At 37.7% G+C, this 18544-nt stretch carries 3 protein-coding genes; all 3 read left to right on the forward strand.

All coding sequences use genetic code 11. The annotated features are described in order from the left end of the window. Positions 1-265: 265 nt before the first annotated feature. The 3 genes from H4V97_RS02580 (at position 266) to H4V97_RS02590 (ending at position 17090) form a co-directional block, all read left to right on the forward strand. Positions 266-14164: a gliding motility-associated C-terminal domain-containing protein gene (locus tag H4V97_RS02580; RefSeq protein WP_209548815.1), complete on the forward strand. Its 13899-nt coding sequence runs from the start codon at positions 266-268 to the stop codon at positions 14162-14164. A gap of 62 nt (positions 14165-14226) precedes the next feature. Next, positions 14227-15135 carry a type IX secretion system membrane protein PorP/SprF gene (locus H4V97_RS02585; RefSeq protein ID WP_196851556.1) on the forward strand — a complete coding sequence of 303 codons (909 nt, stop codon included), beginning with the start codon at positions 14227-14229 and terminating at the stop codon, positions 15133-15135. 11 nt (positions 15136-15146) lie between these two features. Then, the gene (locus H4V97_RS02590) at positions 15147-17090 is read left to right on the forward strand and encodes an OmpA family protein (RefSeq protein WP_196851555.1); all 1944 of its coding nucleotides are present in this window, start codon (positions 15147-15149) and stop codon (positions 17088-17090) included. The last annotated feature ends 1454 nt before the right edge of the window (positions 17091-18544 follow it).

The raw sequence follows: 18544 nt of genomic DNA on the forward strand, positions 1-18544 counted from the left end.
GTCATTGACAGATAAAAAATATCAATTGATGGCATTTTGGTTAAATTCGTTACTATAAATGATAATTAATAAAATATTTTAATCAACTAAATAATTATTAAAGTAGATTTTTTTTAAAAGCATAAATAGTCCCCAAAACTAAAACAGAATAAATTATTGCAGAATTTAAATTTTAATTTTAGGTTTTAGGATAGTACTTCTATCCTAATTCACTGACTTTTTTAATTAATTATGTAGTATTTATTTTTAATTAAAAATATAACCTATGATTAAATTTTACCCCAATAAAATTTATCAAATACTGACATTTATTCTAATTGTTTTTAGTTTAAATTCAAGTTTTTCACAAACTAAAGGTTTGATAATAAGAGATGGTGCTGGAAATATACCTCCGCTTAGTAATTCATCTGTATTAGATCCCAATAATGATGGTTTTGCATCTCTTACCTCTGCAGGTTTTGTTGGTGGTGATGTTGGTGCTGCTTTTAGTGAAATCCCATATTTGGCTATCACACCAATTACTCCTGAAGTTATAGGTGATTTGAGACGTGGACCAAATGGTGGATTTAGTGATTATGTGCCAGACGCCAATAACAAAGCAATTTATGTATATGCCGATGGAACCAATTTAATGGTTCGTATGCGTTTAGGAAAAATTATTCCAGGAGCAAAAGGATACAGTTTATTAATTGATACTGATGGATTATTTGGTCCAGCAGATCCCACCTACTCTGCTTCTAATCCTGGTTATGAATATGAACTAGTTTATGAAACAGGATTTAGCGTAAAAGTTTATAATGTAAATACTAGTCCATGTAACGCTGCAGTAACTGAATACTTATTCACGACGCCAGCTAACCGACAATATGCTCAAACTTCAATTGCTTTAACAACTAACGATGGTGATCCAGACTACTTTTTAGATTTCTACGCACCGCTATCTGCTTTTACAGGTGCAGGTGCAATTACTACTTCAACCCCATTACGATTTGATGCAACAACCGTAATGGCTCCAAAAAATGCTTTGTGTGGTCCAGTATCTGATGCCTATTCACCAGATATCAACGCACAAAATCCTTGTACGCCAGCTGAAATTGCTGCCGGAACCTGTAATACTAATTTGTGTACTGCTGCACCAGTTCTAAATACTGGTTTAACCACTTTATCAACTTCGATAACTGGTACCTGGACAAAAGCGTCCTATTCAACACAATCAACAGCAACAATAACAATATATAGAAACGGTACTTTGCTGGGCACAACCACTGCAACAAGTGGAGGAGCATGGTCTATTACGGGAGTGATACTGCTTGCTGGCGACATAATAACAGCCAAAGCGCAAGCCACAAATGAGTCACAATGTTTTACTAGTAATATAGTAAATATTGGTCCGCCTGCTTGTCCTAGTGGGATAACTTCTCCTTGTCCAACAATTACTTGTGCCACGCGAAAAGGTTTTGAAGGAACAGGTGTTACTGGTGCAACAATCAATATTTATAATGTTACTAGTACCGGTATAACATTAGTTAAAACTAGAACGGTAATCGGAGGAAATTGGTATTGGGATGGTGGAAATGGTGGTTCTACACTCGTTTGTAATACTGGTGCGTCAAATGCAATTCCTTCTGGTGAATATTATATAGAACAAATAGTTCCTGGTCAATGCAAGAGTTTATGTAATACATATATCTGTTTGGCTGGAAACGGAAATACTGCCAGTCCAGTGATAACCTCAGATCCAATTTATGCTGCTTCGCAGTCATTAACTGGTACTTCAACTGCAAGTATAACAATACGTTTGTATTTAAATGAAAACTTAATTAGTACGCAAACTTCTACTGGTGCTGGAACATTTTCTTTTCCATTAAGCAGTTATAATTTAATAGTTGGTGATGTATTAACGCTACGAGCAACAAACGGTGCGCGATGTTCTTCTAATCCAATTTCAATAACAGTAAGTTGTGTGGTTTATCCGCCAGTAATTTCCTCTAATGCGAGTAATCAAATCCAATCTGGACTACCAATTTCAGGAACATCAGGGTATCCCGGCGCAACTGTTACCGTATATGATTCTACCGGAGCCGTTTTTGGCACAGCAATCGTTAATGCATCAGGTAATTGGCAAACTGTTGCAAATGCAGGTATTGCTGGTTCCGTTTATTACGCGCAACAAACTACTTCATGCGGAACAAGTATTGCTTCTAATACTGTAACAACTTTCACGGCAACATCAAGCGCAAGATGTGGCACTATAACAAATCCTATCTTAGATAATGTTACATCCGTTTCAGGTACTTTAGCAAGCGCCGTTCCAAATACTACCGTAACATTATACATTGATGGCGCTGCAATAGGAAACGTTATAACAAGTTTAACTGCTTGGAGCATTCCGGTTAATACAACAGCTTCAAATAGAATATATGGAGGTGGAATTTTAAGTATCGGTGTTAGCGAACCAGGTTTACTTGAAGTGATTTGTCCTGCTCGAGTTACAGTAGTTTGTGCTAATCCGCCAGCACCAGTTCTAGCAGCAACTACACAAAATATTATAGTAGGAAACACGGCCACTTTCACGATTACTAATTCAATTTCTGGCGTTTTATATTATATCAAAAACGCAGCGAATGCTTCGATATCGCCTTCAGTATTTGGTAATAATGGAACGATAACGATTCAAACTACTGCTTTTAATACCGTTGGAACCTATAATCTAAATGTATTTGCTTGGAATTTAAACGCGGTAAGTTGTACATCACAAACTGCTGCCATAGTAAATGTTGCAGGTTATTCAGATTTAGCAATTACGAAAACAGCAAATAATGCCAATCCAATTATTGGAACCAATGTGACCTTTACCATAACAGCAACAAACAACGGACCGTATGCTTCAACTGGAGTTACCGTGAATGATGCGTTGCCTACAGGTTATACATTAGTATCGGCAACACCTTCAGTAGGAACTTGGACAGCACCAAATTGGTCTGTTGGTAATCTTGCCATCAATGCAAGTGCTACCTTAACCATTGTTGCAACCGTTTTGTCAACTGGGAACTACGCAAATACTGCCATTATATCTGGTCCATTATTTGATCCTACGCCAGGAAATAATACGGCTACATCAACACCTACACCAATAAACGCTGTTATTCAAGCTTTAAATGATACCGGTGCAAATATAGTTGGTGCTTCTGGTGGTCAATCATTAGCGAATGTTTTAACTAATGATACCCTAAATGGAGCAACTGCTACTTTATCAACGGTGAACTTAACGCAGGTTTCAACTACTAATGCCGGGGTTACTTTAAATGCTGTTACAGGTTCTGTAAATGTGTCTGCAAATACGCCATCCGGAAGTTACTTAGTAACCTACCAAATTTGTGAAAAAATAAACACTGCTAATTGTAGTTCAGCTACTGTTAGTGTTACTGTTACCAATGCAATAATCATCGCGAATAATGATACTGCTGCTCCTATAAATGGATATAATGGAGGTACTGCTTTTACTAATGTATTAACGAATGATACGTTAAACGGTGCAACTGCAACTTTAGTAACGGTGAACTTAACTCAGGTTTCAACTACTAATGCTAGTGTTACTTTAAACCCGGCTACTGGTGCTGTAAATGTGGCAGCAGGAACGCCATCAGGAACCTATACAGTTACGTACCAAATTTGTGAAAAATTAAATCCTACTAATTGTAGTACAGCAACGGTTTCTGTAGCTGTAACTGCAGCTCCTATTCTTGCTGTAAATGATACTGGTTCAGCTGTTACAGGTTTTACAGGTGGTACCTCATTTACAAATGTTTTAGGAAATGATATTTTAAATGGTGCTGCGGTTATTCCTTCAAAAGTTACACTGTCATTTGTGTCTTCAACCAATCCGGGAGTTTCTTTATCTGGAACTAATGTTATTATAGCTTCAGGAACGCCAGCCGGGAATTATACATTGACCTACAAGATATGTGAAATACTTAACCCATCAAATTGTTCAACAGCCACCGTAGCTGTCCCAGTGGGAACTCCAGTTATTGATGCTGTTAATGATACCGCTTCTCCTATCAACGGTTATGTTGGTGGAACTGCTTTCACAAATGTATTATCAAACGATACTTTAGGTGGCGTAGCAGTGAATGCTGTTCAAGTAAATACAACTTTTGTATCTTCAACTAATGCAGGAATAACTTTATCAGGAACTAACGTTTTAGTGGCGGCTGGAACACCTGCTGGAAATTATACATTGACCTATAGAATATGTGAAAAATTAAATCCAACAAATTGTGATGAAGCAGTAGTTACAGTAACGGTTTCTCCTTCTGTAATCAATGCCGTTAATGACGCTGGAGCTAATGTTGTCGGCGCTTCCGGTGGCCAAACTATTGCTAATGTTTTAGTTAATGATACATTTAATGGTGGTGCAACAACGTTAACAAACATAAGTTTAACGCAAGTTGCAACAACCAATGCTGGGATTACTTTAAACACTGCAACTGGTGCTGTAAATGTAGCAGCTGGAACGCCTTCTGGTTCGTATACAGTTACCTACCAAATTTGTGAAAAATTAAACCCAACGAATTGTAGTACTGCAACGGTTTCTGTTACGGTTACCAATGCCGCTATTATGGCTAACAATGATACTGGTGCCTCTATTGTAGGTGCTTCTGGTGGTCAGACTTTGGCAAACGTTTTAACTAACGATACCTTAAACGGTTCTACGGCAACTTTAGCGACTATAAACTTAACGCAAGTTTCAACTTCGAATGCTGGCGTTACTTTGAATGTAGCTGATGGATCTGTGAATGTTGCTCCAGGAACACCTTCTGGAACTTATTTCCTAGTATACCAAATTTGTGAAAAATTAAATCCTTCCAACTGTAAAACAGCTACTGTTTCTGTTACCGTGACAAATGCTGCTATCGTAGCTACGGATGATACTGGTGCGCCAATTGTTGGTGCTTCTGGTGGTCAAACGGTAGGTAATGCTTTAACAAACGATACCTTAAACGGTGCAACAGCAACTTTAGCAACCGTAAACTTGACGCAAGTTTCAACTTCGAATGCTGGAGTTACACTTAATGTAGCTGATGGTTCAGTGAATGTTGCTCCAGGAACATCTTCTGGAACGTACGTCCTAATCTACCAAATTTGCGAAAAATTAAATCCTTCCAATTGTAAAACAGCGACTGTTTCTGTTACGGTTACCAATGCCGCTATTATGGCTAATAATGATACTGGTGCTTCTATTGTAGGTGCTTCTGGGGGTCAGACTTTGGCAAACGTTTTAACTAACGATACCTTAAACGGTGCAACAGCGACTTTAGCGACAGTAAACTTAACTCAAGTTTCTACGACAAATGTTGGTGTTACTTTAAATACGTCTAATGGTTCAGTGAATGTTGCTCCGGGAACACCTTCTGGAACGTACTTCCTAATGTACCAAATCTGTGAAAAATTAAATCCTTCAAATTGTAAAACTGCTACCGTAACTGTTACCGTGACAAATGCTGCTATCGTAGCTACGGATGATTCTGGTGCGCCAATTGTTGGTGCTTCTGGTGGTCAAACGGTAGGTAATGTTTTAACAAACGATACCTTAAACGGCGCAACAGCGACTTTAGCAACCGTAAACTTAACGCAAGTTTCTACAACGAATGCTGGTGTTACTTTAAATCTAGCGGATGGTTCAGTAAATGTGGCAGTTGGAACTCCTTCTGGAACGTATTTATTGGTTTACCAAATCTGTGAAAAATTAAATCCTTCAAACTGTAAAACAGCTACTGTTTCGGTTACCGTGACGAATGCTGCCATTGTAGCTACGGATGATACTGGTGCGCCAATTGTTGGTGCTTCTGGTGGTCAAACGGTAGGTAATGTTTTAACGAACGATACCTTAAACGGTTCAACAGCAACTTTAGCAACCGTAAACTTAACGCAAGTTTCTACAACGAATGCTGGTGTTACTTTAAATCTAGCGGATGGTTCAGTGAATGTTGCTCCGGGAACACCTTCTGGAACGTACGTCCTAATCTACCAAATTTGCGAAAAATTAAATCCTTCCAATTGTAAAACAGCGACTGTTTCTGTTACGGTTACCAATGCCGCTATTATGGCTAATAATGATACTGGTGCTTCTATTGTAGGTGCTTCTGGGGGTCAGACTTTGGCAAACGTTTTAACTAACGATACCTTAAACGGTGCAACAGCGACTTTAGCGACAGTAAACTTAACTCAAGTTTCTACGACAAATGTTGGTGTTACTTTAAATACGTCTAATGGTTCAGTGAATGTTGCAGTTGGAACTTCTTCTGGAACGTATTTACTTGTGTACCAAATTTGTGAAAAATTAAATCCTTCAAATTGTAAAACTGCTACCGTAACTGTTACCGTGACTAACGCACTTATTATTGCTAACAATGATACTATCAATGGTGGAAATGGCGCGACAGGTAACACAAATGCTGGAAATGTTTTATTAAATAATGGAAATGGAGACGATACGCTAAATGGTTTTTCTGCTTCAATTTCTCAAGTGAATTTAACAATTACAACCCCTGCAACTCCTATTGGTTCAAACCCAATACCAGTCATTAATAGTTCAACAGGTCAAATATCAGTTCCTGCTGGAACTCCTGCTGGAACATATACGATAATCTACCAAATTTGTGAAAAACTAAATCCAACGAATTGTAGTTCAGCAACGGTTACAATAGTAGTAAACAACTCAACTATTAGTGCATATAATGATACTTATACAAATGTAAATTGTACACCTACTGGATATATTGGAAATGCATTAACAAATGACATTTTAAATGGAAGTAGTGTAGCAATAAATGATGTTAACTTTTCAATAACTTCCGCAAGTCATCCAAATATTACTATAGATAGTTCAGGGAATATAAGCATTATTCAAGGTATCCCTGCAGGAAATTATTCAATTAATTATCAAATTTGTGAAAAATTAAATGCAACTAATTGTGATAATACAACAATATTTATTACGATTACAGACTCAAATTCACCTACATTCAACCCATTACCTGCTGATTCAACTATTTATTGCCCAGCAATACCGGTATTTGCAAATGCAATAGCTACTGATTTATGTAGTTCGTTAACACTTACATATGATGATATCACTACAACTGGTATTTGTGATGGAAATTATTCCTTAACTAGAACTTGGACAGCAACTGATGCTTCTGGAAATGTTACTACTGCAACTCAAACAATAAATGTAGTTGATAACACTTCTCCAACTTGGACAACCACTGCAACGGCTTTAGATGTAACTTTAGAGTGTAACGATTTTTCTGGTTTATCAAATGCTCAAAATATGAATCCAATTGCTACTGACATTTGTAGTACTGTTACTTATACTAAAACATTAGGTGCTTTTGTTTCTGGAACATGTGGTGCAGCGGGTACATATACTAACACATGGATAGCGAGAGATGATTGTGATAATGCAAGTTCAGTATTCTCTCAAGTAATTAGAATAATTGATGCAACTGCTCCAATTTGGTCAACAACTAATGGTGCTTTAGATAAAAACATAAAATGTAGTGATGCTGTTGCTTTAACCGCTGCGCAATCATTGGCTCCAACTGCAACAGATAATTGTGCGGGTACAATCACATATATTAAAACTTCTGGTGCATTCGTTTCAGGTTCTTGTGGTGCGGCTGGTTTGTATACTAACACTTGGACGGCTACCGATGCTTGTACTAATGCAAGTACTGTATTCACTCAAGTGATTACAGTTTCTGATACTACGGCTCCAACATGGTCAACTACTGCAAATGCTTTAGATGCAACTGTGGAATGTAGTGATGCTGCTACTTTAACTGCTGCGCAATCATTGGCTCCAACTGCAACAGACAATTGTGCGGGTACAATCACATATACTAAAACTTCAGGTGTGTTTGTACCTGGAACTTGTGGTGCGGCTGGTTCATACACTAACACTTGGATTTCTACGGATGCTTGTACTAATGCAAGTACTGTATTCTCTCAAGTGATTGCAATTACAGATACTACGGCTCCAATAATTGCTTCATTGCCTGCTGATTCAACAATCAATTGTCCAAATACTCCAGTATTTACTCCAGCGACAGCGACAGACAATTGTGGATCTGTTATTACATTAGTGTATAATGACGTAGTTACAAGTGGCTCAAATTCAAGCATATTTTCTGTAACTAGAACATGGACAGCGATAGATAATTGTAACAATTCATCTACTTCATCTCAAACAATAAATGTTGTTGATAATACAGCACCTATCAGTCCAATTTTGGCGGATGCAACTGGGGAATGTTCGGCTACTGCAACAGCTCCAACAACCACCGATGCTTGCGCGGGAACCCTTAGTGGAACCACCACTGACGCTTTGACTAGAACTACCCAAGGAACTTCGGTTATTACTTGGACTTTTAACGATGGCAACGGAAATTCAACAACCGCTACGCAAAACATAGTTGTAAAAGACAACACTAAACCAGTAACACCAACCTTGGCGGATGCCACAGGGGAATGTTCAGCTACTGCGGTGGCTCCAACTACTACGGACAACTGTTCAGGAACAATCACTGGAACTACCACTGATTCTTTGACTAGAAGCACTCAAGGAACTTCGGTTATTACTTGGACTTTCAACGATGGAAACGGAAATTCAACAACCGCTACTCAAAACATATTGGTAAAAGACAATACCAAACCCGTAACACCAACCTTGACGGATGCAACCGGAGAATGTTCGGCTACTGCAACTGTTCCAACAACTACAGACAACTGTTCAGGAACAATCACTGGAACTACTTCTGATGCTTTGATAAGAAGTACCCAAGGAACTTCGGTTATTACTTGGACTTTTGATGATGGAAATGGAAACACTACTACAGCTACGCAAAACGTAGTTGTAAAAGACAATACTGCTCCGGTAACACCAATCTTGGCTGATGCCACAGGAGAATGTTCTGCTACTACGGTGACTCCAACAACTACTGATGCTTGCGCCGGAACGATTACGGGAACTACCACTGATGCTTTGACTAGAAGTACTCAAGGAACTTCGGTTATTACTTGGACTTTCAATGACGGTAACGGAAACATAACTACCGCTACTCAAAACATAGTTGTAAAAGATACTACTAAACCAGTAACACCAACCTTGGCGGATGCCACAGGAGAATGTTCTGCCACTGCAATTGCTCCGACCACTACTGATGCATGCGCCGGAATGATTACGGGAACTACCACTGATGCTTTGACTAGAAGTACTCAAGGAACTTCGGTTATTACTTGGACTTTCAATGATGGAAATGGAAACACTACTACAGCTACGCAAAACGTAGTTGTAAAAGACAATACTGCTCCGGTAACACCAATCTTGGCTGATGCCACAGGAGAATGTTCTGCTACTACGGTGACTCCAACAACTACTGATGCTTGCGCCGGAACGATTACGGGAACTACCACTGATGCTTTGACTAGAAGTACTCAAGGAACTTCGGTTATTACTTGGACTTTCAATGACGGTAACGGAAACATAACTACCGCTACTCAAAACATAGTTGTAAAAGATACTACTAAACCAGTAACACCAACCTTGGCGGATGCCACAGGAGAATGTTCTGCCACTGCAATTGCTCCGACCACTACTGATGCATGCGCCGGAATGATTACGGGAACTACCACTGATGCTTTGACTAGAAGTACTCAAGGAACTTCGGTTATTACTTGGACTTTCAATGATGGAAATGGAAACACTACTACAGCTACTCAAAACCTAGTGGTAAAAGACAATACTGCTCCGGTAACACCTATCTTGGCTGATGCAACTGGGGAATGTTCGGCTACTGCAACAGTTCCAACAACTACAGACAACTGTTCAGGAATACTTACTGGAACTACTTCTGATGCTTTGACAAGAAGTACTCAAGGAACTTCGGTTATTACTTGGACTTTTGATGATGGAAATGGAAACACTACTACAGCTACACAAAACGTAGTTGTAAAAGATACTACTAAACCACTAACGCCTACTTTGGCGGATGCTACAGGCGAATGTTCTGCTACTGCAACAACTCCAACAACGACTGATGCTTGCGCCGGAACAATCACTGGAACTACCACTGATTCTTTGACTAGAAGCACCCAAGGAACTTCGGTTATTACTTGGACTTTCAACGACGGAAACGGAAACTCAACAACCGCTACTCAAAACATAGTTGTAAAAGACAATACTAAACCGGCAACACCAATCTTGGCGGATGCAATAGGAGAATGTTCTGCAACTGCGGTGGCTCCAACTACTTCGGACAACTGTTCTGGAACAATCACTGGAACTACTTCTGATGCCTTGACTAGAAGTACTCAAGGAACTTCGGTTATTACTTGGACTTTCAACGACGGAAACGGAAATTCAACAACCGCTACGCAAAACATAGTGGTAAAAGATACTACCAAACCAGTAACACCAACTTTGGCGGATGTAACAGGTGAGTGTTCTGCAACTGCAACTGCTCCAACCACCACTGATGCTTGCGCAGGAACAATCACTGGAACTACTTCTGATGCTTTGACCAGAAACACACAAGGAACTTCGGTTATCACTTGGAATTTCAGCGACGGAAACGGAAACTCAACAACGGCTACGCAAAATATAATCGTAAAAGACACTGCTGCTCCGGTCACTCCAACTTTGGCTGATGCAACCGGCGAATGTTCCGCTACCACCGTGGCTCCAACCACTACTGATGTTTGCGCAGGAACAATTACGGGAACTACCACTGATGCTTTAACTAGAAGTACCCAAGGAACTTCTATTATCACTTGGAATTTCAGCGACGGAAACGGCAACACGACTACCGCTACTCAAAACATAGTTGTAAAAGATACTACTAAACCACTAACGCCTACTTTGGCGGATGCTACAGGCGAATGTTCTGCCACTGCAATTGCTCCAACCACTACTGATGCATGCGCAGGAACGATTACGGGAACTACCACTGATGCTTTGACAAGAAGCACTCAAGGAACTTCGGTTATTACTTGGACTTTTGATGATGGAAACGGAAATTCAACAACCGCTACGCAAAACATAGTGGTAAAAGATACTACTACACCAGTAACGCCAACATTGGCGGATGCAACCGGAGAATGTTCGGCTACTGCGGTGGCTCCAACAACTACTGATGCTTGCGCCGGAACAATCATTGGAACTACTTCTGATGCTTTGACCAGAAACACACAAGGAACTTCGGTTATCACTTGGAATTTCAGCGACGGAAACGGAAACTCAACAACGGCTACGCAAAATATAATCGTAAAAGACACTGCTGCTCCGGTCACTCCAACTTTGGCTGATGCAACCGGCGAATGTTCCGCTACCTCCGTGGCTCCAACCACTACTGATGTTTGCGCAGGAACAATTACGGGAACTACCACTGATGCTTTAACTAGAAGTACCCAAGGAACTTCTATTATCACTTGGAATTTCAGCGACGGAAACGGCAACACGACTACCGCTACTCAAAACATAGTTGTAAAAGATACTACTAAACCACTAACGCCTACTTTGGCGGATGCTACAGGCGAATGTTCTGCCACTGCAATTGCTCCAACCACTACTGATGCATGCGCAGGAACGATTACGGGAACTACCACTGATGCTTTGACAAGAAGCACTCAAGGAACTTCGGTTATTACTTGGACTTTTGATGATGGAAACGGAAATTCAACAACCGCTACGCAAAACATAGTGGTAAAAGATACTACTACACCAGTAACGCCAACCTTGGCGGATGCAACCGGAGAATGTTCGGCTACTGCGGTGGCTCCAACAACTACTGATGCTTGCGCCGGAACAATCATTGGAACTACCACTGATGCGTTGACTAGAAGTACTCAAGGTACTTCTGTAATCACTTGGACTTTTAACGATGGCAACGGAAATTCAACAACCGCTACGCAAAATATAGTTGTAAAAGACAATACTAAACCTGTAACGCCAACTTTGGCGGATGCCACAGGAGAATGTTCGGCTACTGCCGTGGCTCCAACTACTACTGATGCTTGCGCAGGAACTATTACTGGAACTACTTCTGATGCTTTGACAAGAAGTACGCAAGGAACTTCGGTTATTAGTTGGACTTTTAACGATGGTAATGGAAATTCAACAACCGCTACGCAAAACATTGTTGTAAACGACACTACTAAACCACTAACACCAACCTTGGCGGATGCTACAGGCGAATGTTCGGCTACTGCTGTGGCTCCAACAGCGACTGATGCTTGCGCGGGAACCATTACTGGAACTACCACCGATGCTTTGACAAGAAGCACTCAAGGAACTTCGGTTATTAGTTGGACTTTTGATGATGGTAATGGAAATGCGACAACAGCTACTCAAAACATAGTGGTTAAAGACAATACTAAACCCCTAACACCAACCTTGGCGGATGCAACTGGAGAATGTTCCGCAACCGCTGTGGCTCCAACAACTACTGATGCTTGCGCCGGAACAATCACTGGAACTACTACTGATGCTTTGACAAGAAGTACCCAAGGAACTTCAGTTATTACCTGGACTTTTAACGATGGTAATGGAAATAGCACCACAGCTACTCAAAACATAGTTGTAAAAGATGTTACTAAACCACTAACGCCAACTTTGGCGGATGCCACAGGAGAATGTTCGGCTACTGCAACAGCTCCAACCACTACTGATGCTTGTGCCGGAACAATCACCGGAACAACCACTGATGCTTTGACAAGAAATACTCAAGGAACTTCGGTTATTACTTGGACTTTTGATGATGGTAACGGAAATTCAACAACCGCTACGCAAAATATAGTTGTAAAAGACAATACTAAACCTGTAACGCCAACTTTGGCGGATGCCACAGGAGAATGTTCGGCTACTGCCGTGGCTCCAACTACTACTGATGCTTGCGCAGGAACTATTACTGGAACTACTTCTGATGCTTTGACAAGAAGTACGCAAGGAACTTCGGTTATTAGTTGGACTTTTAACGATGGTAATGGAAATTCAACAACCGCTACGCAAAACATTGTTGTAAACGACACTACTAAACCTATTATTAACTCTTTACCCGCAGCTACTACTATAAACTGTCCTTCAGTTCCTAATTTTACTACTGCTACTGCTACTGATAATTGCAATTTTATTTTGACTTTCGAAGATAAAACTACAAATGGTCAATGTGCTGGTTCTTATTCGGTAACTAGAACTTGGACAGTTACTGATAATTCGGGCAACTTCTCAATTGCTTCGCAAACCATTAATGTTCAAGATGTAACTGGTCCTACAACTACAACTCCATTTAGTTCAACTATAAATGTGAATTGTGATGCGATTCCAGCAAAACCTGAACTCGCATTCGTTGACAATTGTTCATCTGTTGTTTTACCAGCTTTATTTACAGAAAACATTATAAATAGAACTCAAGATTCCTATTCAATTATGAGAAAGTGGACCGTATCAGATTCTTGTGGAAACGCATCAACATTTACCCAAATTGTAAATGTTTCCATTTCAAACAGCTTGGTAACAATTCCTACATCTGCTTGTAATAACGCGGAAATCTCAACAATCGATCTATCTAGTCTTTTACCTGCAGGTACTCCAGCAAATGGAAATTGGACAGTGGTGAATAATTCAGTACCCTTACAAGGAAGTATACTTACTGTTTTAGGTCTTGCCGTAGGTGATTATGTTTTCGAATATAAAGTTGAAGATGTAAATTGCCCTAGAACCATTAAGTTAAATATGAACATAAATAATAGCTGTAGTGCTGTTGTGTTGCCTTGCGGTACTATATTAGTTCATAAATCCTTTTCACCAAATGGAGACGGATTAAATGAGAATTTCATTATCGATAATATTGAGTACAACAACTGCTATCCAGATAACACTGTTGAAATTTATAATCGTTGGGGAGTTTTGGTTTTTGAAACGACTGGGTATAATAATACAACCAAAGTTTTCAATGGAACTTCACAAGGTAGATCAACAATTAGTCAATCTACCGGTTTGCCAACTGGAACATATTTTTACATTTTGAATTTCACATCTAAAGATGGTAATGGTAATATTCAGACTAATAAAAAAGATGGGTATTTATACCTTACTAGATAAATTTAACTTAAATCTAATTCTTGAAGGCTGTTATTAACCCTCAGGCTTAAAAAGGAAACCTAATGAAGACAAAAATACTAATATTCGTTTTGATGTTTACTGGAGTTGTAAGTTATGGCCAACAAGATGCACAATTTACACAATACATGTACAACACCATTAATGTTAATCCTGCTTACGCAGGATCGAGAGGAGCTATGAGCATATTTGCTTTGCATCGCACGCAATGGGTAGGACTCGATGGGGCACCGGTAACTAATGCAGTTTCAATAAATACTCCTCTAAACGAAAATAATTTGGGATTAGGAGTATCTGTAATTAATGATAAAATTGGACCTACTCATGAGAATACACTCTCCGCTGATTTATCCTACACTATTCCTACTTCAGAGACTTTTAAACTTTCGTTTGGTATTAAAGCAACTGCTAATCTGTTCGATTTGGATGTATCCAAATTAAATCCAGTTGATGATGATCCTAGTTTACATGACTACAGTAACAAATTTACGCCAAATATTGGTGCAGGTGTTTATTTACATTCTGACAAAGCTTATGTCGGTTTTTCAGTCCCTAATTTTATTGAATCTAAAAGATATGATGATAATGAAGTGGCTATTTTCAGAGAAAAAATCAATTATTATTTAATAGCCGGTTACGTGTTTGACTTAACTAGTGAAGTTAAATTCAAACCTGCAATGCTAACCAAAATGGTTTTGGGAGCACCTCTTCAAGTAGATGTATCAGCAAATTTTATGTTTAGCGAAAAATTCGTAGTAGGACTAGCCTATAGATGGAGTGCAGCTTTAAGCGCCATGGTTGGTTTTCAAGTTTCTGATGGCATGTACATTGGCTACGGTTACGATCGTGAAACCACTATTTTAAACAATTATAATTCAGGTTCGCATGAAATATTCTTACGCTATGAATTATTCAAAAATCAGAATAAAATTATAACCCCAAGATTCTTCTAAAAATAATTATTATGAAAAATATTATACTCCTTTACATAACATTAGTAAGTGTTTTTTCATGTAACATTTATTCTCAAAAAGCAAGAGTAACGGCAGCAGATAAAAAATATGACAACTATGCCTATATAGATGCTATAAAAACCTACGAAAGGGTGGCGGAAAAAGGATATAAATCCGTTGATATGTTTAAAAAATTGGGGAATGCTTATTACTTCAATGGTGAACTTGACAAAGCCGCTAAATGGTACGGTGAATTATTCGCCATGGTCGCTGAAACTGATTTGGAAGCGGAATATTACTATCGTTATGCACAATCTTTACGCTCTATAGGCCAAAACGATAAGGCGGATGAAATGTTACAAAAATTTATTCAAAAATCGGGAAACGACAGTAGAGGTAAACTTTTTAAAAATAACCCCAATTATTTGGAAGCAATTAAAGCTAATTCAGGCCGATACCAAATAGAAGATGCAGGTGTCAATTCTAAATACTCTGACTATGGATCTGCGATCTATTCAAACAAAATCATTTTTGCGTCGGCTAGAGATACGGGTAGTTTGGGGCAAAGAAAACACAAATGGACGAATCAATATTTTACAAATTTATACACCGCAGATTTAGGTGAGAATATGACGCCAGCCATACCTAAGAAATTTGATGGAACCATTAACTCTAAATTTCATGAAGCTACACCTGTTTTTACTTCTGATGGAAAGACAATGTATTTTACCCGAAACAATTACCTAGATGGCAAAAAAGGAAAAGATGGAAATCGCATCACCTTAATAAAAATATACAAAGCGAGTTTAATCAATGATAAATGGACTAATGTAACCGACTTACCTTTTGACAGTAACAATTATAGTACGGCACATCCTGCTTTAAGTCCTGATGGGAAAACGTTATATTTTGCTTCAGATATGCCGGGAACATTAGGTCAGTCGGACTTATTCAAGGCGAAAATTAATGAAGATGGCAGTTTTGGTACTCCTGAAACCCTAGGAAGTACAATTAATACTGAAGGCCGAGAAACTTTTCCGTTTATAAATGATGAAAATGAACTTTATTTTGCCTCAGACGGACATCCTGGCTTGGGCGGATTGGATGTTTTTGTATCCAAAATAAACGCAGACGGAACTTTTAGTGAAGTTAAAAATGTAGGATCAGACATTAATTCTCCTAAAGACGATTTCGCCTATTTGATTGACACTAAATCAAGAAGAGGTTTTTTTAGTTCTAATAAGGACGGAGGTCTGGGTTATGATGATATTTATAAATTCTTAGAAACTAAAAGACTGACTTGTGAGCAACTATTATATGGAGAAATTACAGATGTATCAACGAAAGAGTTTCTTGCAGATACAAAAATCAGTCTGTATGACGAACAATTTAATCTAAAGACTGCCGCAGTTTCAGATGAGAAAGGGAACTATACTTTTACCGTTGAGTGTGGAAAAACTTATTATGTAAGAGCTGAAAAAACAGAATACACAACCAAAGAACAAAAAATCACAATTGCCGAAGAAAATGGGAAAACTTATTTACCTATAGCTTTGGAAAAATCGAAATGTAAAGTGACTATTGGAGATGATTTAGGTAAATGTTTTGGAATAAAAATGATTTACTTCGATCTGGATAAATCTAATATTCGACAAGAAGCAGCTTTGGATCTAGAAAAAATATTAGATGTTTTAAATCAAAATCCAACTATGAAATTGGATATTCGTTCTCATACCGATAGTCGAGCCACATTCAAATACAATGAAGCACTATCCGATAGAAGAGCTAAATCAACTGTGGAGTGGTTAGTTAAAAATGGAGTTGATGCAACTCGATTGACGGGAAAAGGATATGGTGAAAACCAGCTCGTAAATAAATGTGCCGATGGTGTAGAATGTACTGAAGAAGAGCATCAACTTAATAGAAGAAGTGAATTTATAATTACTGCTTTGTAAATAAAATATATAATTATTGCCAAAGTATTTGTAAATCAATTGTAAAATAAATAAACCTCGAAAGTACCATTTTCGAGGTTCTTAAATTAGATGTTTTTTAATATTGTGAATGATATTCGGTACACGATTTAGGTTTAAATGACCTTTAATTTTGCTAAAAAATATTTTTTTTTAATGATTGGTGACAAGAGATATCCTTTCCAGGCAGCAATATTAAAATTTTTATTTTTAAAAATTATTTCTATATCACATTATTTTTTAAGTTTTTTCTTAAAAATTAGTATTAAAAGAAATAAAGACATTTGTACTTATTTATGTACGAAACAAAAGTGAAAATTTTGAAGTGAAAAATTAAAAATTTTATGATAAAAACATACATTTCAACGAGTATATAGGTTATTGACAGAAAAAAATAATCAATATTGTTAATTATACTTAACTTTACTTATAGATATTAACAAACTGTTTGTAAATAGTTTGAGACAAAAAAAATAGAATCTAACAGGAATAAAATAATTATAACGTAAATAAAAAATTATCTAAAACTAGAATTAAGCCTGAACTCAAGATTGAAAAATTGCATTATTTTAATGTTTTAAAAATACAAAAAAAGGAAGGTCACCTACGACCGAAAAAGTTCTTTAACCCCAAAAAAAGAATATTTTCAATCCTAAAAAATGTAGAAATAAACTTGATCTCAAGATTGTAAGGCTGTAGTAATTGAATGTTTTTAAAATTAGAAAAAAAGGAAAGTCACCTACGACTGGAAAAGTTCTTTAACCCCAAAAAAAGAAAGTTTTCATTCCTGAAAAAGCTAAAATTGAACTCTGATTCAAGGTTGTGAAATTGTATTGATTCAATGTTTTTTAAAATTAGAAAAAAAGGAAAGTCACCTACGACTGGAAAAGTTCTTTAACCCCAAAAAAAGAAAGTTTTCATTCCTAATATAGCTAAAATTAAGCGTGAAGTCAAGATTGAAATTTGCAATGATTGAATATTATTAAAAAAGGAAAGTCACCTACGACTGAAAAAGTTCTTTAACCCCAAAAAAAGAAAGTTTTCATTCCTGAAAAAGTGAAATTTAAGCGTGAAGTCAAGATTGAAATTTGTAATGATTGAATATTATTAAATAAGGAAAGTCACCTACGACTGAAAAAATTCTTTAACCCCAAAAAAAAGAAAGTTTTCATTCCTGAAAAAGTGAAAATTAAGCGTGAAGTCAAGATTGAAATTTACAATGATTGAATATTATTAAATAAGGAAAGTCACCTACGACTGAAAAAATTCTTTAACCCCAAAAAAAGAAAGTTTTCATTCCTGAAAAAGCTAAAATTAAGCGTGAAGTCAAGATTGAAATTTGTAATGATTGAATATTATTAAATAAGGAAAGTCACCTACGACTGAAAAAATTCTTTAACCCCAAAAAAAAAGAAAGTTTTCAATTCTTAAATATA

The organism is Flavobacterium sp. CG_23.5, assembly GCF_017875765.1.
Lineage (GTDB): Bacteria > Bacteroidota > Bacteroidia > Flavobacteriales > Flavobacteriaceae > Flavobacterium.

What these genes read in the sequence shown, in the direction of transcription:
- H4V97_RS02580 (WP_209548815.1), top strand. Translation starts at nt 266, where the DNA reads ATGATTAAATTTTACCCCAATAAAATTTATCAAATACTGACATTTATT.
- H4V97_RS02590 (WP_196851555.1), top strand. Translation starts at nt 15,147, where the DNA reads ATGAAAAATATTATACTCCTTTACATAACATTAGTAAGTGTTTTTTCA.
- H4V97_RS02585 (WP_196851556.1), top strand. Translation starts at nt 14,227, where the DNA reads ATGAAGACAAAAATACTAATATTCGTTTTGATGTTTACTGGAGTTGTA.